Annotated in this window: 14 protein-coding genes; 9 read left to right on the forward strand and 5 right to left on the reverse strand. The window is 65.1% G+C overall.

The window, feature by feature from the left end; all coding sequences use genetic code 11:
- The first annotated feature begins 35 nt into the window (after window positions 1-35).
- Together ACWA1U_RS09160 and ACWA1U_RS09165 are read left to right on the forward strand one after the other, a co-directional pair.
- A complete protein-coding gene (locus tag ACWA1U_RS09160) occupies window positions 36-1,028 on the forward strand; it encodes a stage II sporulation protein M (RefSeq protein ID WP_463721896.1) in 993 nt (330 codons plus the stop codon).
- A gap of 94 nt (window positions 1,029-1,122) precedes the next feature.
- Complete coding sequence (locus ACWA1U_RS09165) at window positions 1,123-2,193, forward strand: TIGR01906 family membrane protein (RefSeq protein WP_463721897.1); 1,071 nt, start codon at window positions 1,123-1,125, stop codon at window positions 2,191-2,193.
- Between the two features lie 6 nt (window positions 2,194-2,199).
- On the opposite strand, the gene ACWA1U_RS09170 is transcribed toward ACWA1U_RS09165, so the two are convergent.
- Window positions 2,200-3,828, reverse strand: coding sequence for a dolichyl-phosphate-mannose--protein mannosyltransferase (locus ACWA1U_RS09170; protein WP_463721898.1), 1,629 nt, complete (start codon window positions 3,826-3,828; stop codon window positions 2,200-2,202).
- 105 nt (window positions 3,829-3,933) lie between these two features.
- Between ACWA1U_RS09170 and rsmI the strand changes: the two genes are divergently transcribed.
- Both rsmI and ACWA1U_RS09180 read left to right on the forward strand, forming a co-directional pair.
- Entirely contained in the window at window positions 3,934-4,905 is a 972-nt protein-coding gene (gene rsmI / locus ACWA1U_RS09175) for a 16S rRNA (cytidine(1402)-2'-O)-methyltransferase (RefSeq protein ID WP_463721899.1), read from the forward strand.
- Window positions 4,906-5,045: 140 nt separating this feature from the next.
- Window positions 5,046-6,527, forward strand: a complete 1,482-nt coding sequence (locus ACWA1U_RS09180) for an NAD-dependent succinate-semialdehyde dehydrogenase (protein ID WP_463724996.1) — start codon at window positions 5,046-5,048, stop codon at window positions 6,525-6,527.
- Window positions 6,528-6,554: 27 nt separating this feature from the next.
- On the opposite strand, the gene ACWA1U_RS09185 is transcribed toward ACWA1U_RS09180, so the two are convergent.
- From ACWA1U_RS09185 to ACWA1U_RS09195, 3 genes are read right to left on the reverse strand one after another with little or no spacing between them, the layout of a single operon-like run.
- Complete coding sequence (locus ACWA1U_RS09185) at window positions 6,555-8,939, reverse strand: transglutaminase TgpA family protein (protein WP_463721900.1); 2,385 nt, start codon at window positions 8,937-8,939, stop codon at window positions 6,555-6,557.
- Window positions 8,936-10,390 carry a DUF58 domain-containing protein gene (locus tag ACWA1U_RS09190; RefSeq protein ID WP_463721901.1) on the reverse strand — a complete coding sequence of 485 codons (1,455 nt, stop codon included), beginning with the start codon at window positions 10,388-10,390 and terminating at the stop codon, window positions 8,936-8,938. Before ACWA1U_RS09190 ends, ACWA1U_RS09185 begins: the two co-directional genes overlap by 4 nt.
- 4 nt (window positions 10,391-10,394) lie before the next feature.
- Window positions 10,395-11,438: an AAA family ATPase gene (locus ACWA1U_RS09195; protein ID WP_463721902.1), complete on the reverse strand. Its 1,044-nt coding sequence runs from the start codon at window positions 11,436-11,438 to the stop codon at window positions 10,395-10,397.
- 192 nt (window positions 11,439-11,630) lie between these two features.
- Between ACWA1U_RS09195 and ACWA1U_RS09200 the strand changes: the two genes are divergently transcribed.
- The 3 genes from ACWA1U_RS09200 (at window position 11,631) to rsmA (ending at window position 15,061) form a co-directional block, all read left to right on the forward strand.
- Entirely contained in the window at window positions 11,631-12,566 is a 936-nt protein-coding gene (locus ACWA1U_RS09200) for a TatD family hydrolase (protein ID WP_463721903.1), read from the forward strand.
- Between the two features lie 289 nt (window positions 12,567-12,855).
- Complete coding sequence (locus ACWA1U_RS09205) at window positions 12,856-14,103, forward strand: ubiquitin-like domain-containing protein (protein WP_463721904.1); 1,248 nt, start codon at window positions 12,856-12,858, stop codon at window positions 14,101-14,103.
- A 79-nt stretch (window positions 14,104-14,182) separates the two neighbouring features.
- Entirely contained in the window at window positions 14,183-15,061 is an 879-nt protein-coding gene (gene rsmA / locus ACWA1U_RS09210; protein WP_463721905.1) for a 16S rRNA (adenine(1518)-N(6)/adenine(1519)-N(6))-dimethyltransferase RsmA, read from the forward strand.
- Between the two features lie 119 nt (window positions 15,062-15,180).
- Here rsmA and ACWA1U_RS09215 read toward each other — a convergent pair whose 3' ends face one another.
- On the reverse strand, window positions 15,181-16,074 hold the full coding sequence (locus ACWA1U_RS09215; RefSeq protein WP_463721906.1) for an SRPBCC family protein: 894 nt from the start codon (window positions 16,072-16,074) through the stop codon (window positions 15,181-15,183).
- A 166-nt stretch (window positions 16,075-16,240) separates the two neighbouring features.
- Here ACWA1U_RS09215 and ACWA1U_RS09220 point away from each other — a divergent pair, with 166 nt between their 5' ends.
- Both ACWA1U_RS09220 and ACWA1U_RS09225 read left to right on the forward strand, forming a co-directional pair.
- Window positions 16,241-17,191 carry a 4-(cytidine 5'-diphospho)-2-C-methyl-D-erythritol kinase gene (locus ACWA1U_RS09220; RefSeq protein WP_463721907.1) on the forward strand — a complete coding sequence of 317 codons (951 nt, stop codon included), beginning with the start codon at window positions 16,241-16,243 and terminating at the stop codon, window positions 17,189-17,191.
- 40 nt (window positions 17,192-17,231) lie between these two features.
- Entirely contained in the window at window positions 17,232-19,070 is a 1,839-nt protein-coding gene (locus ACWA1U_RS09225; RefSeq protein ID WP_463721908.1) for an ABC-F family ATP-binding cassette domain-containing protein, read from the forward strand.
- The last annotated feature ends 36 nt before the right edge of the window (window positions 19,071-19,106 follow it).

Consider the following 19,106-nt stretch of genomic DNA (forward strand, 5'->3'; position numbering starts at 1 on the left):
AAGGTGCGGCGGTTCTTCGGGGCTAAGCTGAACGAGTGGATCTGGATGCATTCGAGGCAGCGAACCGGCCGGACTGGAATCGGCTTGACTTCCTGACGCGCGCGCGCCGGTTGGACGGACGTGAGTCCGATGAACTGCTCACCCTGTACCAGCGCACTTCCACCCACCTGTCAATGATCCGGTCAGTCGCGCCGGAGAGCGCTCTGTCCAATGAACTGTCCATGCGGCTTTCCCGCGCACGGACCAAATTCACCGGAGCGCGCTCGAATGTTCTCGAAGACGTGGCCCGCTTCTTTGTCATCTCCCTGCCGGCCGCTTTTTACCGGGTGCGGTGGCTGACAATAATCGTCGGCGTGCTGTTCGTAGGAGTGGCATGGCTCTACGGAGCCTGGGTGGTGAACACCCCAGGCGTCATCGCCGCTCTGGGCAGTGATGAAGAGATTCGCCGCTACGTCGAAGAGGACTTCGTCAACTACTACTCCGAGAACCCGGCGGCGTCTTTCGCTGGACTCGTATGGACCAATAACGCGTGGATTGCCGTGCAGGCAGTCGCGTTCGGGATCACCGGGTTCTGGGCCCCGTTCATCCTGTACCAGAATGCCCAGGGCGTGGGGATGGCCGGAGGCATGATGGCTTCCTACGACCGGCTCGACGTCTTCTTTATCTACATTCTTCCGCACGGTTTCATGGAACTGACGGCAATCTTCATCGCTGCAGCGGCTGGACTCAGGATCTTCTGGGCACTCGTTTCACCCGGAAAGCGAACGCGGTCGCAGGCCCTCGCCGAAGAAGGAAGATCGCTCATCACGGTTGCCCTGGGGCTTGTCATAGTTCTCTTCATTTCGGGGTTGGTTGAAGGATTCGTAACTCCGAGCCCGCTGCCGGTGTGGCTGAGAATCGGCATCGGGTTCACAGTGTTCGCCCTGTACTGGGTCTATACGTTCACGCTGGGACGCCGCGCCGTCCAGGCTGGTTACACGGGGGATCTCTCAGACGATGACCGGGGTGCCGCCGTACTGACGGCCTGAGCTTGGTCCCCTGCAGGTCCGGCGTGGTTGAGTCCGGCCGCAGGCAGCCGGCCGAGTAGTGTTTTATGCAGGTGAACCATGCAAGGAGACGGTCGTGGCCGAGCAGCACGAAAACAGACAACAGCCTGGGAACAGGGAAACGGACGGGAGCAGGCAGCGTCCCGTAATTTCAGAGCACGACGGCGGGGCACAGCTCGTGGACAGCGGTGAAAGGCGCGCTGCCCTGCGCAGCGATGCGGCAACCGGTGAAGCAGCAGCTGGATCCACTTCGGGCGGCCCGATTGCCGTTGCGGCGGCCAAGGAAAGGGCCCGCGCTGTGAAATCCGGTGAGGCACTTCCGGTGTCCGGAGCGGAGTCCACTCCGGACACCACGGCGCTGTCTATCCGGCCCCCTGAAAAAGAGGTGAGCCGCCGCGCAAGCCAGCGGGACGAGGCCGCAGCCGCAAAGCCAGTGCTGCCGAGGGTGCTACAGGTCCTGGTTGCAATCTGCTTCCCCGTGATCCTGCTCGCTGTGGCTGTGCGGGCGGTTGCTACGCCCCTGTTCCTGTGGGTCGAGTACCACCGGCCCGGTTTCCCCGCGGACAGCTACGGCTTCACTACCGATGACCGCATGACCTACGGGTCATACGGCCTTGACTACATTGTCAACTGGGCGCCGTCACGCTATCTGGGTGACCTGGTCAATGCCGACGGAGACCAGCTGTTCCTGGACAGTGAGGTGGGCCATATGGCGGACGTGAAGGCTGTTCTTTCCACTGGATTCGTAGTGGCAACGGTCCTCGCGCTCTTCACGGTACTGGCCTGTTTCTACCTCGCCCGCCGCTACCCGGGCGGTATCCGCCGGGCGCTCTTTGCGGGTGCTGCGGCAACGCTGACCCTTGTGGTTGTGCTCGCGGTGCTCGCCGCTATCGCCTGGGAGACCTTCTTCACCCAGGTCCACGCTTTGTTCTTCGCGGACGGGACCTGGACCTTCCGGCTCGACGACACCTTGATCCGCCTTTTCCCGGCACAGTTCTGGATCGACGCTGCGGGCACCGTGGGCGCGTTGGTCCTGATTGGAGCCATATTGGCAGCTGTGCTCACCTGGCCCACTCGGGCGCGGCGGGAAATGTCTGCGCGCGCTTATGAGGAGCGCAGGTTCGCCGGGTCCGTCAGCGAGAGCTGACGCTTCCTAGATCCAGCTTGGCATCCACATGCGCAGGCGCCATTGGTCGTAGGTGATGGTTTCGGCGGTCCAGATGGGGAGGAAGAACGCCGACACCAAAAGGGCGAGCGCAAGGAATGCGCCCACGAGCACAATCCCGGTGCGCCGCCGCCACGGTGGGTGCCCCGCGCGCCCTAACCCGAGGCCGAGGACGTAGACCAGCGCCAGGATCAGGAACGGTTCAAAGACAATGGCGTAAAAGAAGAACATAGTGCGGTCGGGGAACAGGAACCAGGGGAGATACCCTGCCGCGACGCCCGCAAGGATGGCTCCCGCGCGCCAGTCCCGCCTGCCGATCCAGTACAGCAGCACCACGAGCAGCGACAATGCGGCCGCCCACCAGATGAGCGGGTTTCCGACCACATTGACTGCCTGCGAACAGTCGGAGCCGCCGCAGGTGAGGCCGTCGGATTGGTAGTGGAATGAGGTTGGGCGTCCCAGTACCAGCCAGGACCAGGCTGTCGCCTCATAGGGGTGGTCAGAGCCTAGGCCCTGGTGGAAAGTGAGGGCGCTGCGGTGGTATTCGGCGAGGGAGCGCAGGGGGCCGGGTACCCAATCCCACGCCGGGTCGGGGTTTTGGGAGGCCCATTGCCTGTCGTAGGCGTCAGAGGAGCTGAACCAGCCCGCCCAGGACGCGAGGTAAGTGGCGGCAGCCACCGGAACAACGGACACGAACGCCTGCAAGCCGTCCCGCCACACCGTTCCCCGAATCCAGTGCCTGACGCCCACTGTGCGGCGGGCACTCATGTCCCACAGGACCGTCATCAGTCCAAACACGGCAATATAAGGCAGTGCCGACCACTTGGTGCCGAGCGCAAGGCCAAGGGCAACCCCTGCTGCGATACGCCAGGGCCGCCATCCAAGCCAGGGGCCGTACAGCAGCTGTTCCCTGCCTGGCCGCCCGTGCTCCCGGGCGAGCGCGGCGATTTTGGCGGCCAGCCGGCGTCGTGCGTGGTCGCGATCCATGACCAGTGCAGCGAAGGCGACCAGCACCCAGAACATGAGGAACACATCGAGCAGTGAGGTGCGCGAGTGCACCAGGTGGTGCCCGTCCACGCAGAGGAGCAATCCAGCGGCTGCGCCGAGGACCGGTGAACCGAACATCCGCTGGGCAACCACGGCGAGCAGGAGGATGGACAGGGTTCCGACGACGGCTGCCGAAAACCTCCAGCCGAAGGGATTGTCCGCTCCGAACAGCGCCATCCCGAACGCGATCATCCATTTCCCGACGGGCGGATGGACCACGTAATCCGCTGTGGGGAGGATGACGCCGAGGTTGCCCTCGTTGAAGCTGTCGTCTGCCCCTTCGGGCCACTCGCGTTCGTACCCGGACAGCAGGAACGAATAGGCGTCCTTGACGTAGTACGTTTCGTCGAAGACCAGGGAGTCCGGCTCACCGAGCCGGACGAAGCGCAGGACGCCTCCGAGAACCGCCACCAGGACCGGCAGCAGCCAGCCCCAGATACCGAGCGGAAGTTGGGCGCCCAGCAATCGACGGCGGAGTACCCTTTCGCTGAAAGCCGAGTGGGGGGATGCGAGCCACTGCTGACGCCCGGACCCGGGGAGGGCGACGGCAGTCGAGGTGGATTGGCTCATCCGATCATCGTACCGAGGGCTGCAGAGAGTTCCGCCAGTGTCCCTGTCACCGTCCACAGCATTGCAGCGGCTGCCCCGCCCACCCGCTGCAACTAGGCTGTTGGGATGACCGGACCAGCGCACGATCACGACGACGTCGGCACCGACGGCGAGCACGACGACAATGCTACGAACGAAAGTACCGACGAAGCTCCCGATGACTACGTCCCGCTGGGTGCAGCCAGCGCGGTTCCGGCCGGCAGCATCGTCCTCGCAGCAACACCGATCGGCAATATGGGGGATGCGTCCTACCGGCTGGCGTCCCTGCTGGAGACGGCCGACGTCATTGCGGCTGAAGACACCCGCCGTCTGCAGCGGCTAATCAAGGCCCTCGGTGTTTCCCCGAAAGGACGGACGCTGAGTTACCACGAGCACAATGAAGCCTCGCGCACCCCCGAACTGCTGGACCTCGTAGCTGAGGGAGCGACGCTCCTGCTGGTCACCGATGCCGGAATGCCGTCTGTGTCCGACCCCGGTTACCGGCTGGTCGATGCAGCAGCCGCACGCGGAATCACTGTCACCTCTGCTCCCGGCCCCTCGGCGGTCCTCGCAGCCCTGGCCCTCTCCGGACTGCCCACTGACCGCTTTTGCTTTGAAGGCTTCCTGCCGCGCAAGGCAGGTGAGCGCGCCGGGCGGTTGAACGAACTGTCCGCTGAGCGGCGAACCATGGTGTTCTTCGAAGCACCGCACCGGCTGGAAGTGATGATTCGCGCGCTTCATCAGGCATTTGGGCCTGAGCGGCAAGCGTGCGTCGCACGTGAGCTGACGAAACTCCACGAGGAAGTTGTCCGTGGTCCGCTTCAGGAGCTGCTGCAGTGGGTGGAAGGGACGCTCGTTCGGGGCGAGATCGCCGTCGTCGTCGGTGGTGCGCCGGATTCAGCGCCCACCGCGCCCGAGGATCACGTCGGCGCGGTCAACGAGCTGGTGGCGCAAGGGCTTCGGTTGAAGGAGGCTGTTGCGGCCGTTGCCGAGGATACCCGGGTGAGTAAGCGGGAGCTCTATTCGGCAGTCGTCGCCGCAAGGTCCAGCACGAAATAGGCTTGTGCACTAATACAGTGGATTCGCCAATCTGTGATGCAGCTTTGCATGGACAGTGACTTGGCCCGGGGATTAGCGTGAAGGTCTCCAGCGCAACACTTGAGCTGGAAATCACCGTCGATCGTAAAGGCTTCCAGAGGATGACCATCACCGCCCAGCGCGAGCAAGAACTCCTGTCCACGGTTCCCACCGGCCTGCTGATCGGCGGCGAATGGCGGGATGCGTCCAACGGCAAGACGTTCGACGTCGAAGACCCTTCGACCGGGAAGACCCTGCTGGCCATTGCCGACGCCACAGCCGAGGATGGCAGGGCGGCCCTCGATGCTGCCGTTGCTGCCCAGGAGCAGTGGGTCCGTACAGCCCCCCGCGAACGCGGGGAGATTCTGCGCCGGGCGTTCGAACTGGTGACCGAACGTGCAGAGGACTTTGCGCTCCTCATGACCCTCGAAATGGGCAAGCCGCTCGCCGAAGCGCGCGGTGAAGTGACGTACGGCGCCGAATTCCTCCGCTGGTTCTCCGAAGAAGCTGTGCGGGCCTCCGGCCGCTACTCCATGTCTCCCGACGGCAAATCGCGCATCCTCGTCAACAAAAAGCCGGTTGGCCCCTGCCTGCTCATCACGCCGTGGAACTTCCCCCTGGCAATGGCCACCCGGAAGATCGCCCCGGCGGTTGCTGCGGGCTGCACCATGGTGCTCAAGCCTGCGAATCTGACGCCCCTGACGTCGTCGTTGTTCGCCAAGGTACTCGAGGAAGCCGGTCTGCCCGCAGGCGTGCTCAACATTGTGCCCACCTCGGACGCCGGCGGTGTCACCGGCCCGCTGATCAAGGACAGCCGCCTCCGCAAGCTCTCCTTCACCGGTTCGACGCCGGTTGGCCGCCGCCTTCTTTCCGATGCGTCCCAGAACGTCCTCCGCACATCGATGGAGCTTGGCGGAAACGCACCCTTCGTGGTCTTCGAAGACGCTGACCTTGATGCCGCCGTCACAGGAGCAATGGCCGCGAAGCTGCGGAACATGGGCGAGGCCTGCACCGCTGCCAACCGGTTCATAGTCCACGAAGCAGTAGCAGCCGAATTCGCCCGGAAGCTTGCCGACCGCATGGCTGACGTCACGCCGGGCCGCGGCACCGACGGCGACTCAACGCTCGGGCCGCTGATCGACGCCAAGAGCCGCGATGGAGTTCACGCGCTCGTCCAGGGAGCAGTGGACGAGGGCGCCATCTGCCTCACCGGCGGCTCACCGCTGGAGGGCCCCGGCTACTTCTACCCGGCTACAGTGCTCACGGATGTTCCGCCGTCGTCCCGGATCCTTCAGGAAGAGATCTTCGGGCCGGTGGCACCCATCGTCACGTTCTCGGACGAAGACGAGGCCGTCCGCCTCGCGAACGACACCGAATACGGGCTTGTCGCCTACGTCTTCACCCGCGATCTCAACAGGGGACTACGCATCGGTGAGCGCCTGGACACGGGCATGCTGGGACTGAACGCCGGCGTGATCTCCAACGCAGCGGCTCCATTCGGTGGAGTCAAGCAGTCAGGGCTCGGCCGCGAAGGCGGATACGAGGGCATCGACGAGTACCTGTACACCCAGTACGTGGGCATCGCGGACCCGACCGCAAGCTGATCCCGTGAGGGCGCCCGCTGGGTGCCCTCACTGCGTGGACACCCGATGGGTGCCCTCACTGCGTTGGGCGCCGAAGCGCTGCCAGAGTGACGCCGGCCAGAGCACCGCAGTGAGGCGCACGGGCCAGGACGCCGAGTCCCGCAGCGCCGACCTCACACTTTGCACGTCATCCCATACGGCCACCACCGGTGCCTGCGCTGCGGGAAGCTCTGAGTACTCTTCCTCCTCGTAGCTTCGCCGCAGACGCCCAACGGCTGCAACAGCATCCGGGCTGAGCGACGACCGCTCCAAAAGGCGCTTCTCGAACGCACGCGGCGTATCTGTGGGCAAGGTCCCGAAACCGTAGTCACCGGCGGTCTCCACGGTCTCCGCCCACGCGGTGGTTGCCCGCCCCGGCCGCTCGTCGCCGGCGGTCACCGAACGACGGCGGGAGGCAGTGCGTGAGATCCGCAACGCGAGGGGGGCCAGGGCGAGTAAGACCAGGACAGTCGCGAGGACAAAGCCAAGGGCTGAGCTGCGCTCGCTGCCGGCACCTCCAGCCTGCGGGTTCTCCCCCGCTTCCGGTGCCGGGGTGGGAGTAGCAGTGGAAGGCGCCACCGGGCCGGCGTCGGGGTTCAGGTTGTCACCGGGCGCTGGCGGTGCGGCAGGATCAAGGGCAGCCAGCGCATAGTCCGGCACCACGCCGCGGGAGGGAGTAGGTTCGAACTGCACCCATCCCACGCCCTCGAAGTACAGTTCCGGCCACGCGTGGGCATCCTTGGAGTTCACGGAGAACTGGGTGAGTTCAACGCCGTCGTCACTTGTGAGGGTCTCGCCAGTCGGCGTACCGGGCGCGTAGCCCACCGCAACGCGGCTAGGGATTCCGGCCAGCCGCGCCATGACCGCCATGGTGCCCGCATAGTGCACGCAGTAACCAGACTTCGACTCGAGGAACCGCGCCATGACGTCGAGGCTGCTGCCGTCGTAGCCACCGTCCACCGGCGCGTCAATCGAATACACGAAGGACGGCCCGCGAAGGTAGTTCTGGATGGCCACGGCCTGGCTGTGGGGGTTGTCAATGCCTTCGATGACGGATGCGGTGGTGTCGCGGATGATGCCCGGCGTTTGCTCCGGCAAGGCAAGGAACTGTTCAGGCACGGATTCCGGGTTGGCAGGAGGAATTGCCTGCAACCGCTCCCGGCTCAGTGCCGGTTCAGCGCTGATGACTTCGTACTGCTGCTGGGCTGTGGAGCCGCCGTCAGCAGCGAGGACGGTCAGGTTCTGTGGATCCCAGGCCCACTGGCCGTCGAGGTTGTCAATCGATATGGGCGCGTACGGAGCGAGCAACCACGGGCTGGTGAAGTTGTCGGTGTTGATCCTGGTGACGGTGTTCTCCCCGAAGTTGGGATCCCGTAGCTGCTCGGATCCCAATTCGTCAACACCCGTGACGCGCGCGCCGAGGCGTTGATCCGGCTCCCACCGCTGACCGCTGAAATCCTCGAGGGTCACCGAGCGCAGATAGAGAGGGTCTTCCGCATTCGTGGCGTACTCAATCCGACCGAAGCCGGTGGGGTTCCGGAGGTCGTTCCCCAGCGTCACGCTCGGGTTCAGTCCCGTCGCCGTACCCCAGAGGTTGACCCGCGCACCCTGCGGAAAGGCACCGCTGTTGAACCCGGGAATGGCGAGCGGCAGCAACACGGCAAGGACCAGCGCTATGGCACCGATGGTGAGTCCGCGCGTCACGTGCCCGCCCGAAAGCTCCGATGAAGAGGCGGATTCGAACCGTGCTTCGCGCCAGTGCGCGCAACCCAGGAGGATGAGGAATCCGAGCACGGCCGCAATGAACGCCGGCACCCCGACGCTGTTGATGCGTACGACGGCGGGAACCACCAGGATGGCCAGCAGTGCGAGGCCGCTGGTTGCAGGCATCCGCAGCGTGTTGGCCAGGGTGTCGACAAGAATTGCAACCAGTCCGACTCCCGCGCACACCACGAGGAAAAGGCCTGTACCGGGCAGCACCGGTGCCACCTGCGACACAACGGTGTTCTCCGCATGGGTGAGCAGCACCGCGAGGCGTCCGTTCAATCCGGGGCCGGGGAGTATCCCGAAGAGACTTTGGCCAGGGAAGAACTGCCAGATCAAGGAACCACCCAGGGCAAGGATGCCAACCAGCGGGGCAAAGATGCCGGGCAGCCGGGCGACGCGCGTCAGCGCCGTGAAGAACAACACGGTGGCCACGGTAACCAGCACGGGAGTGAACCAGGTGCCACCAAAGATGACCCCCGAAAGGCTCACTGACGCGAGCATGACGGCAATGAACGTGGCAAGGCTGATCAGCAGATGCCAATGGCTGCGTCGATACGGGGCCGGGTTTGCGGGGGTGAGCCGTTGAGGTTCGCTCGGGCTCGCGGGGCGGGAGAGTGTTGCAGTCATGACTGAGTTCCTGGGGCCGAGCCGAGGGTGGTTTTTGCCGTGGAGGAGCTGACCATCCCGGCCGGGCTGTCGAAGTACGCCCAGGCAGCGGCGAGCGACGCATTCGGCGTCACCGCCACAACGTGCCAGCCACCGCCGCGAAGGATGTCCATGACCCCGTGGGAGTCCCTTGGCCGCTCGGAGACGATCATTGCGAGGGATTGTGAGCCGTACTCCGCTGCCGGCGCCAGATTCCGGGCCTCTGACTCGCTGATCGTACCGAGAATCGCAATCAGGGGACCGCGGTTCTTCAGGCCGGCGAGCTTGTCGAGCATCGAATCCCCGAAGACTGCTGAGCCATGGGCATCGGATCCGTTCGCCCTGCGGCCGGCCGAAGTGCCCTTGGCAGATCCGGTGCGGGAGGATGCAGCCCGCTTGGTGGGGTCGGGTGAGAGCTCGAGTGCGGCAAGCCCCTGGGCTATTCCGTGCAAGCCTGACTGGCCCGCGTACTCCTCGTCCTCCGGCCAGGGAGCCGATTCGGAGCGCCGGAGGGCCGGCGCCCCCGTCTCGTCTATGAACCGGAGGGAAAAGCTGCGTTCGAGCAGGTGTGCGCTGATGGATACCGATGCGACCACAGCCCATTCGAAGGTCGGGGATGACAGCATTCCGCTGTTTTCGGTGTCGCGCTCCGAGAAAGCGGAGAGGAAGCCCGAGCCGAACCGGCTTTGCCGCTGGTCGAGGATGAGGGTGGCCTCGGGAGTGGTGACTGACTCCTCCTGCCGCACCATCAGCTCGTTGTGGCGCGCAGTGGCGGCCCAGTGGACGCGTCGCATGGGGTCACCGTGGCGGTATTCGCGGGTCATGACGTCGTCGTCGCTTGGATTTGCGTTGCGCCGGGTCACCGAATTGCCGTCCGTGCCACGCACGCCGGTGAGTGGAGAGGCAGGCAGCTCGAGCGGGCTGGGGGTGACCACTAGGCGGTCAGTCCCTCCGAGCGTGTGCCGCGAGATACCCAACCCGAACGGGTCGGTGAAGCCTGCGGTGACTGGACCGACGTCGTACACTCCACGGGCAGCGGAGCGCAGGCGGTACTCGTAAAGACTTACGCCGCTCGGCGTCGGATGACGTGAAGGGTAGTGGAACTGGGGTGCGTCGCCGAAGCGCTGCGGCAACTGTTCCTGCATGACTACGGAACCACCCAACGGTCCGTCCGAGGCAACGGACAGGGTGACGGTGGTGGTGAAGCCCGTCTCCATGCTCTGGGGCGCGAAGGTGCGGCGGATGGTGAAGCGCGGCTTGACGAGGCGAAGCACGAGCACTGAGACGAGCGGAAGAAGAATCAGCAGGATGCCCAGGTAGAGCAGGTCCCGTCGGCCCAGGAACTGCGCAAAGAGCAGGGCGGTGACGCCGATGATCGCGAGTCCCCAACCCCTAGCGGTCAGGACCCGCGGCAGCCGTTCCACCAGGGACATGGGCTTAGCCGTTTCGGGCTGACGCGCTGAACGCGTCGCGGGCCACGGGGACCCGGGCAAGAATGCCGGCGATGATGGAGGACGGCGTCTCGCCGGCGCTGAGGGCCTTCCGGTCGAGGATGAGGCGGTGGGCGAGCACGGCTTCGGCAACCGAGCTGACGTCGTCGGGCAGAACAAAATCCCGGCCCTCAAGGGCGGCACCGGCCTTTGCCGCGCGCAGTAATTGGAGCAGCGCACGGGGGCTCGCGCCCAACCGGAGCTGGGCCAGCTCGCGGGTAGCACGCCCGATGCCCACCGTGTATTCCTTGACCGCCGGAGACACGTATACCTGGCGCACCTGCGCAATCATTGCCGCGACGTCGTCGACGCCGGCAACCGGCCGGATCGCGTTGAGCGGCGACACTGACTGGTGGGTTTCAAGCATCTCGATCTCGGATTTCATATCCGGGTACCCCATCGAAATACGGGCAGTAAACCGGTCCCGCTGCGCTTCAGGGAGTGGGTAGGTGCCCTCCATCTCGATTGGATTCTGGGTTGCGATGACCATGAAGGGCTCGGATAGGCGGTGGGAGCCGCCGTCGACCGTGACCTGGCGTTCCTCCATGCACTCAAGCAGCGCGGACTGCGTTTTCGCGGAAGCGCGGTTGATCTCATCACCGATGACGATATTCGCGAACACCGGCCCCTGCCGGAACTCGAACTCGTGCGAATCCTGGTTGTAGATCGAAACGCCAGTCACATCGGAGGGCAGCAGGTCCGGGGTGAACTGGATCCGGTTGACGCTGCAGTCGATGGTGCGGGCAAGCGTTTTGGCGAGCATGGTCTTGCCGACGCCAGGTACATCTTCCAGAAGCAGATGCCCCTGAGCCAGCAACACGGTGAGAGCCAGGCGCGCGGCGTCGGGCTTGCCGTCGATCACGGTGTTGATGGACTTGAGAATCCGCGCACTGGTGTCGTGGAACGCTTTCCCTGTCATGGGTGCGGGGGAGTCCTTTGTAGCGGGCGCCGTGCTGCCGTTGGGTGTGGCGTACTGGTTATGGGCGTCCATGGGTACCTTCCGGGAACATCGCTTCGGGGCAAATCCACTCCGGCCAGGGACACGTCAGTGTGGAACAGCCTGTGCAGCGCGTTGCAGTGAATCGCGGCGCTCGCTCTAGCTACAGATTACTAGGACAACTGGGCATCGGGGCGATAAGTTCCTTGGTCAGTAAGCGTTACAGGTTTTGTCTAGGGTTGGATCATGTGCACGAGACAGATCCCTCCGCAGTACCTGCCCTCCACGACGACGACGGACCCCTCCGGGGAGGGCCGCGCCAGGGCTGCTGATTCGGGAGGGCGAAGCCGTAAGCTCGACTATCCGCCGGCCCCGGCACCGCTGCCTTTCCCGGTCATCGACAACCACACCCACCTGGACTTCCGCGATGGCCAGGTGGCCGTCAGCGCGACCGACGCCATGGACGCCGCCGAGGCTGTGGGCGTGGGGTACGCAGTGCAGGTGGGAACAGACCTGGAATCGTCCCGCTTCACGGTGAAAGCGGTCGAGCAGGATTCGCGGCTGCTGGGGGCGGTGGCCATCCACCCGAATGAGGCGCCCGTCCTTGCAGCTGTTGAAACGCTTGAGGACGCGCTCGCGGAGATAGAGGACCTCGCTCGCCACCCGCGGATCCGCGCGATCGGGGAAACCGGGCTCGACTACTTTCGCACGGGCGAAGACGGCATCGAGCGCCAGGAGTACTCGTTCAGGCGGCACCTGGACATCGCGAAACGGTTGGGGCTGGCCCTGCAGATTCACGACCGTGACGCGCACGACGACGTCGTGTCGGTCCTTCGGTCCGAGGGCGCGCCGGATCGGGTGGTGATGCACTGCTTCTCGGGGGATGCGGCGCTGGCCCGAATCTGCAACGAGAATGGCTGGTTCATGTCCTTCTCGGGCACTGTGACCTTCAAGAACGCCTCGGTCCTGCGGGAGGCACTCACGGTTGCCGACCCGGCCCTGGTCCTCACGGAAACCGACGCACCTTTCCTCACGCCCCATCCATTCCGTGGCCAGCCCAACGCAAGCTACGCGGTGGCTTACACCGTGAGATTCATGGCGGAACACCTCGGCGTTGGCCTCGAAGAATTCTGCCGGCAGGTCAACTCGAATACCCGGCGGGCCTACGGGGAGTGGGTGTAGGACGCCTAGCCCAGCTTGCCGGATGGTCACGGTTCGGTTACGGTGGGCTTCTATCAGCCGGGGTCGGGGAAGGCTTTCGGATTGATACCGTCCAGCGTGGGTGTATACCCTGCCAGCACTTCGTAGGGCTCAGGCGTGCGATCCGCTGTGTTTACCGGCGTCACACCCTGGCGGTCGGAAGTGTGGGCAGAACCGCCCCTCGTCGTTCATGCCCAGGCACTCCCGCACGCGTGCGATCATCGCGTGTGCTCGCGGAGCGCTCATTCCCCGTGCCCGGACACTGCGGGGAATGTGGGACGAATTGGCAACGACGGACGAAGCGAAGCGGCACGCCCAGCTGAAAAAGCACGCTCAGCCGAAGCGGGACGCCAAAGCGTGGGCAGTCCTCGCCGGGCAGGGCCTGGTGATGTCGAGCCTCGTGGTTGGGCTCGTGGCCTTCGTTGGAAACGGTAAGAGCGTTCAGGTTGTGGTTGACGGGGAGTCCCATACTGTTCAAACGTTCGGCGGCACCGTTGCGGACGTCCTCGACGCAGCGAGCATTACCGTCAGCGCCAATGACCGCATCACTCCAGCGCTTGCCAGCACTATCCGCGACGGAGCGGCGATCCAGGTCAACACCGCGACTGCCGTGGATGTGACCCTCAACGGAGCCGAGACAGTGGTTCACACCACGGGTGAAACGGTCGGTGAGCTGGTGGACGAACTCGGGGTGGCAAGCAGCTCCGAAATTTCCGCCGCAGCAGAGACCCCGCTGATTACGCTTAGCTCGAACCTGAGCATCTCGACGCCCAAGACCGTGACGGTGGCGGTCGACGGCAAGAACCACCGCATCGAAACGACGGCCAACACCGTGTCCGAGTTGTTGGTCGAAGCGAAGATCACCCTCGGCAAAGAGGACCGCATGTCCGTGCCGAAAACCAGCTCACTCGTTACGGGCATGGGGCTGAAGGTCACGCGCGTCGAGACCGGCAAGCGCGTGACGGAAACTGAAACAATCAAATTTTCCTCCACGGACGAGGACTCAGCCGAACTTCTCGTGGGTGACAGTGAGGTCCGTACACCGGGCGTCGACGGCGAACGCACCCGCGTCTTCTCGGTCACGCTGATTGACGGCAAGGAAACTGCTCGGAAGCTCCTCAGCGAGAAGGTGACCCGAGAACCGGTGGATGAGGTCATCGCCGTCGGAACCCGAAAGGAAGCGGAACCCGAGCCCGAGCCGGAGCCGGAACCTGAGGCCGAGCCTGAGGAATCCGACGTCGAACCTGCGGCCGCCGAGGCAGCGCCTTCCGGCAGCGGCGCCTGGCAGGCCCTCGCGGAGTGTGAATCCGGTGGAAACTGGTCAATCAATACCGGCAACGGCTACTACGGCGGCCTGCAGTTCAGCGAGCCGAGCTGGATTGGTGCCGGCGGAGGGAAGTACGCGCCACTGCCGCACCTCGCAACACCCGCAGAGCAGATCGCGACCGCAGAAGTGCTCAAGGGCAACGGCGGCTGGGGACACTGGCCGTCCTGCTCCGCGAAGCTGGGCCTGCAGTAGTCCAGCGCCGTGCGAAGTCTTGGTCACACCGTCGGCGCTACGATAGCTAGGTGAAAAACGTGGCTGGGTGCGTGTCCAGGTGAACGAGATGACAAACCGCCCGTCTGCGCCTTCGCTGCTCGGTGCGGGGGAGATCCGCCGGCTGGCTGAAGAGCTGGGTATCCGTCCCACCAAGACGCTCGGCCAGAACTTCGTGATCGACGGCAACACCATCCGTCGGATTGTCGCCGCTGCCGGTCTGGACCCGGCAGAGACTGTGCTCGAAGTGGGCCCGGGCCTTGGATCTCTGACCCTTGGTCTGCTGGATGCGGCGGCGAGGGTGGTAGCGGTGGAAATAGATCCCGTACTGGCCGCACGCCTCCCCGAGACGATCGCGCGTTGGCGGCCGGAGAAGGCAGACGCCTGCGATGTCGTCCTCGCCGACGCCATGCGCGTCATCGAGCTTCCTGCCGAACCAACGGCGCTGGTGGCCAACCTCCCTTACAACGTGGCTGTGCCAGTGGTGCTGCACCTGCTGGCTGAGTTTCCGTCCCTGCGGCACGGCCTCGTCATGGTGCAGGACGAGGTGGCCGACCGCCTCGCTGCCCCGCCCGGGTCAAAGGTGTACGGCGTGCCCTCGGTCAAGGCGGCCTGGTACGGGACCATGCGCAAGGCTGGCGTGATCGGCAAGAACGTGTTCTGGCCTGCGCCGAAGATCGCTTCCGGTCTGGTGGCCTTCGAGCGCCATGAAGCCCCCGCCACCACCGCTTCCCGGGAAGAAGTTTTCGCTGTCATTGATGCTGCATTCGCGCAGCGCAGGAAAACCCTTCGGGCGGCGCTCGCCGGGTGGGCGGGAGGCGCAGTCCGGGCTGGAGAAGCGCTGCTCCGCGCCGGCATCGACCCAAGCGCGCGCGGCGAAGTACTTGATATCCATGGATTCGCGCGCATCGCCGAAGCAAAGCAGGCGCCGCTGGCCTAGCTCGCGGCGCTAAACGATCCACAGCAGACGACGACGGCGGCGCCCTCAGGTGAGGACGCCGCCGTCGCGCGTGTGGCGGTCAGGCTGGCTCTTGGCCCGCCTGGGTGCCGACCTGCCTATCAGGTACCGGGTGTGCGGGGCGGCAGGATGCCTCCCGCTCCGGCATCCGGATCCTCGTCACGCTCAGCCGCGCTCCGGGTATCGCTTTCCGCCAGTCCATCGGAGTCACCGTCGGTATCGATGAGGCCGTTGGTCTGGTCGAAAGGCTCGCCGAGCGGACGCTCGCCAGGAACACCGGCGTCGACCGGTGGAACAACAACGGTTGGTGTGTCGACCACGGGAGTAACCACCGGCGGTACGGCATCGGTGCCGGTGTGAACGTCGCTCCCGGTGCGCGCGCCGGATTGATCATTACCCTTGGACGCGGCGACGATGCCGGCCGCGGCGGCCGCTGCAGCCCCGAGGCCCACTGCTGCCACCTTGCCCGAAATGCCGGCTTTGCCGCCGTCTCCGCGGGAGGACGCCGCGTCCGCCACGGAGGGCGAGCCGGTTGTTGTGCCGTCTCCCACTGAGCCGCGCCAAGCGCCGGATGCATACCCTTCGTCCTCGATGAACGCTTTGAAGCGCTCGAGGTCGGACTCCGCCTGCTTCTCAACGACGTTGAGCTTGTCGCCGAACTTCTCGACCATGCCTTCGGGCTCGTACTCGAGTTCCAGGCGGATGGAGGTCTGGCCGCCGCCGAGGTCCTCGAACATCACGGCGCCGGCGTTGGTTGCGCCTTCGGTTGCCGCCCAGGACACTTTTCGATCAGGCGTCTGCTCGAGGATTTTCGCTTCCCATTCGCGCTTCACTCCACCGATTTCGGCGACCCACTGCAACCGGCTGTCGCTGAGCTGGGTGACCTTCTTGATCCCACTCATGAAGTGCGGAAATTCCTCGAACTGGGTCCATTGGTTGTAGGCCACGCTTACGGGAACGTTGACCATGATTCGCTTTTCAATCTTCGTGCTCACAGTGTCTCCTTTGAGTAGACCACCAATGACGACGAATCATCAGTAGGCTTACCATACCGCTGCAGGCGGCCCATGGCCATGGGTACGTCACGGCACCGGGGTAGTTTCTCCTCTGCCGCGTCGGTGATCTAAGTTGGACAGCATGGTGGCTGGGAGAACGGCAGGAATGCGCACGTCAGCGCCCCGCGCAGTGAGGGTCAAAGCGCCGGGGAAAATCAACGTCTCCCTGCGGGTGGGCCCACCCCGGGAGGACGGCTACCACAGCGTCGCGAGCGTTTACCTGGCGGTCTCCCTCTACGAAGAGGTCACCGCAACAGTCACCGAAGAACCGGGTATCACCGTCACCGTGGACGGTCAGGGCAGCCTAAACCTTCCCATGGAGGAGATTCCCCTCGACAGCAGCAACCTGGCCGCGCGGGCCGCGGCGCTCCTCGCCGAGCTCAGTGAGAACTCGACCGGTGTCCATCTCAATATCACCAAGCGGGTGCCGATCGCGGGTGGGATGGGTGGAGGCTCAGCGGACGCTGCTGCCGCGCTGCTCGCCTGCGATGCGCTGTGGAAGAGCGGATTCTCCCGGGACGAGCTGGCAAAGATCGCAGTGGACCTCGGCGCAGACGTGCCGTTCGCGCTCATCGGAGGCACCGCCGTCGGGCTCGGATTGGGCGAGCAGCTCACCCCGGCGATCTCCAAGACGCCGCTGCACTGGGTTCTGGTGCCTTCGCCCTTCGGGTTGTCGACGCCCCTGGTTTACCGGACGCTCGATGATCTCCGGCTTGCCGCGGGTGAAGAACCGTCCGAGCTTCCCGAAATTGACTCGCAGATTCTTAGCGCGATGCGCTCGGGGGATGCACACACGCTCGCTGACCTCCTGCACAACGACCTGCAGCCGGCTGCGCTGGAGTTGGCTCCGGGGCTGAAGGACGTGCTCGAGGCCGGCCGGGAAGCGGGCGCACTGGCCGGCATTGTCTCCGGCTCAGGCCCAACCGTGGCCTTCCTCGCTGACTCAGAAGACCATGCCGCATCGATCGACGCGCTGCTTGCTGCTGCGGGGCTGCCCGGCGAATTGGTGCATGGCCCGGCTCACGGTGCGAGGATTGTCAGCGACTACCTCGCCTGACCGGCACTGAACAAACCCCGAAACGAAAGCAGTATCAACGTTGGCCCACCTCCTCGGTGCTGAGAACATCAGCGTCACCTTTGCCACCCGCACAGTCCTCGACGGCGTCACCCTCGGGCTGGAGGAGGGCGACCGTATCGGTATGGTCGGCCGGAACGGCGACGGCAAATCGACCCTGATGCGTCTGCTGGCCCAGCGCACCACGCCCGACGACGGCCGCGTTACCAAGCGCCGCAACGTCACCGTGGGGTACCTGGACCAGAACGACGTACTGGACGGGGACCTTGACGTCGGTGCGGCCATTGTGGGCGACCAGGCCGACCACGAGTGGGCTTCGAACCCGAAGATCCGCGACGTCATGGGCGGGCTGGTCGGGGAAGTCGACTGGCACGCGCAGGTCTCCTCGCTCTCAGGCGGGCAGAAGCGAAGGGTCGCCCTGGCCAAGCTGCTGATCGGGGACGACGACGTCATCATGCTCGACGAGCCCACCAACCACCTGGACGTGGAAGGGGTCGCGTGGCTCGCCGGCCACCTCAAGCAGCGCTGGCGTCCCAACGAGGGCAGCCTGCTGATCGTCACCCACGACCGCTGGTTCCTCGACGAAATCTCCACGCGCACGTGGGAGGTCCATGACGGCCTGGTGGAAGGCTTCGACGGAGGATATGCCGCCTACGTCCTTGCCCGCGCCGAGCGTGACCGCATGGCCAACGTCATTGAGGGCAAGCGGCAGCAGCTCGTCAAGAAGGAACTCGCGTGGCTTAGGCGGGGCGCCCCCGCACGGACGTCGAAGCCCAAGTTCCGGATCGAAGCAGCCAACGCGCTGATCGCTGACGTTCCGGAGCCACGCGATTCGCTGGCGCTGAGCAAGATGGCCACGGCCCGCCTCGGCAAGGACGTGCTGGATCTCGAGAACGTGTCCCTTGACCTGGGGGACCGGAACCTCTTCCAGGGGGTCACCCTGCGGTTGGCGCCTGGTCAGCGGCTGGGGATTGTCGGTGTCAACGGTGCAGGCAAGACCACCCTGCTGCGGCTGCTGAACGGGGAGGTGGCGCCGTCGTCGGGCCGGTTGAAGCGCGGGAAGACGGTCCAGACCGCCATCCTGTCGCAGGACGTGCGCGAGCTCGACGACGTAAACCACCTCCGCGTAACCGAAGTGATCGAGCAGGAAAAGCGCGTGGTTTCGGTGGGCGGCAAGGAAGTGTCGGCGAGCCAGCTCGTCGAGACGCTCGGATTCACCAACGAGCGGCAGTGGACGCCGGTGAGAGACCTCTCAGGCGGGGAGCGCCGTCGTCTCCAGTTGCTGCGCCTGCTCGTCGGGGAGCCGAACGTCCTCATGCTCGATGAGCCCACAAATGACCTGGACACCGACACCCTCGCCGCTGTGGAGGACGTCCTGGACGGTTGGCCGGGCACCCTCGTGGTGGTCTCCCACGACAGGTACCTGCTGGAACGCGTGACCGACACGCAGCTGGCACTGCTCGGCGATGGGAAGATCCGTGACCTCCCCGGCGGGGTGGACCAGTACCTCCAGTTGCGCCGCGGCGCCGCATCCGGCGATGGACTGGCGGGAAGCCCGCTGTCTGCTGGTGCCGGGGACGGCGCGGGAAGCAGCAGTACGACGGCGGCAGGCGGCTCTGCTGCCCGCTCACCCGAGGAGACGCGCCAGGCGCGCAAGGACCTCACCCGCATTGAGCGGCAGATGACCAAGGCCGGTTCGCAGATCGAGAAGGTCAATCAGCAGATGACCGGCGCCGGAAGCAACGCTTCGATCGACTTCTCGAAGATGGCGGAGTTGAACGCGAAGCTGCGCGAGCTGCAGGCGGAGCAGGAATCGCTGGAGGAGCAGTGGCTTGCGGCGGCCGAGGTGCTGGGGGAGTAGAGGGAAATCAATGCCGGTGAGGGCAGAAGGAGGATC

The organism is Arthrobacter sp. TRD_SC_6, from assembly GCF_055361185.1.

Bases quoted from the DNA above. Each gene is read 5' to 3' on its own strand.
- ACWA1U_RS09170 (WP_463721898.1), bottom strand. From the start codon at position 3,828: ATGAGCCAATCCACCTCGACTGCCGTCGCCCTCCCCGGGTCCGGGCGT.
- rsmI (WP_463721899.1), top strand. From the start codon at position 3,934: ATGACCGGACCAGCGCACGATCACGACGACGTCGGCACCGACGGCGAG.
- ACWA1U_RS09180 (WP_463724996.1), top strand. From the start codon at position 5,046: ATGACCATCACCGCCCAGCGCGAGCAAGAACTCCTGTCCACGGTTCCC.
- ACWA1U_RS09185 (WP_463721900.1), bottom strand. From the start codon at position 8,939: ATGACTGCAACACTCTCCCGCCCCGCGAGCCCGAGCGAACCTCAACGG.
- ACWA1U_RS09190 (WP_463721901.1), bottom strand. From the start codon at position 10,390: ATGTCCCTGGTGGAACGGCTGCCGCGGGTCCTGACCGCTAGGGGTTGG.
- ACWA1U_RS09195 (WP_463721902.1), bottom strand. From the start codon at position 11,438: ATGGACGCCCATAACCAGTACGCCACACCCAACGGCAGCACGGCGCCC.
- ACWA1U_RS09200 (WP_463721903.1), top strand. From the start codon at position 11,631: ATGTGCACGAGACAGATCCCTCCGCAGTACCTGCCCTCCACGACGACG.
- ACWA1U_RS09205 (WP_463721904.1), top strand. From the start codon at position 12,856: ATGTGGGACGAATTGGCAACGACGGACGAAGCGAAGCGGCACGCCCAG.
- ACWA1U_RS09220 (WP_463721907.1), top strand. From the start codon at position 16,241: ATGCGCACGTCAGCGCCCCGCGCAGTGAGGGTCAAAGCGCCGGGGAAA.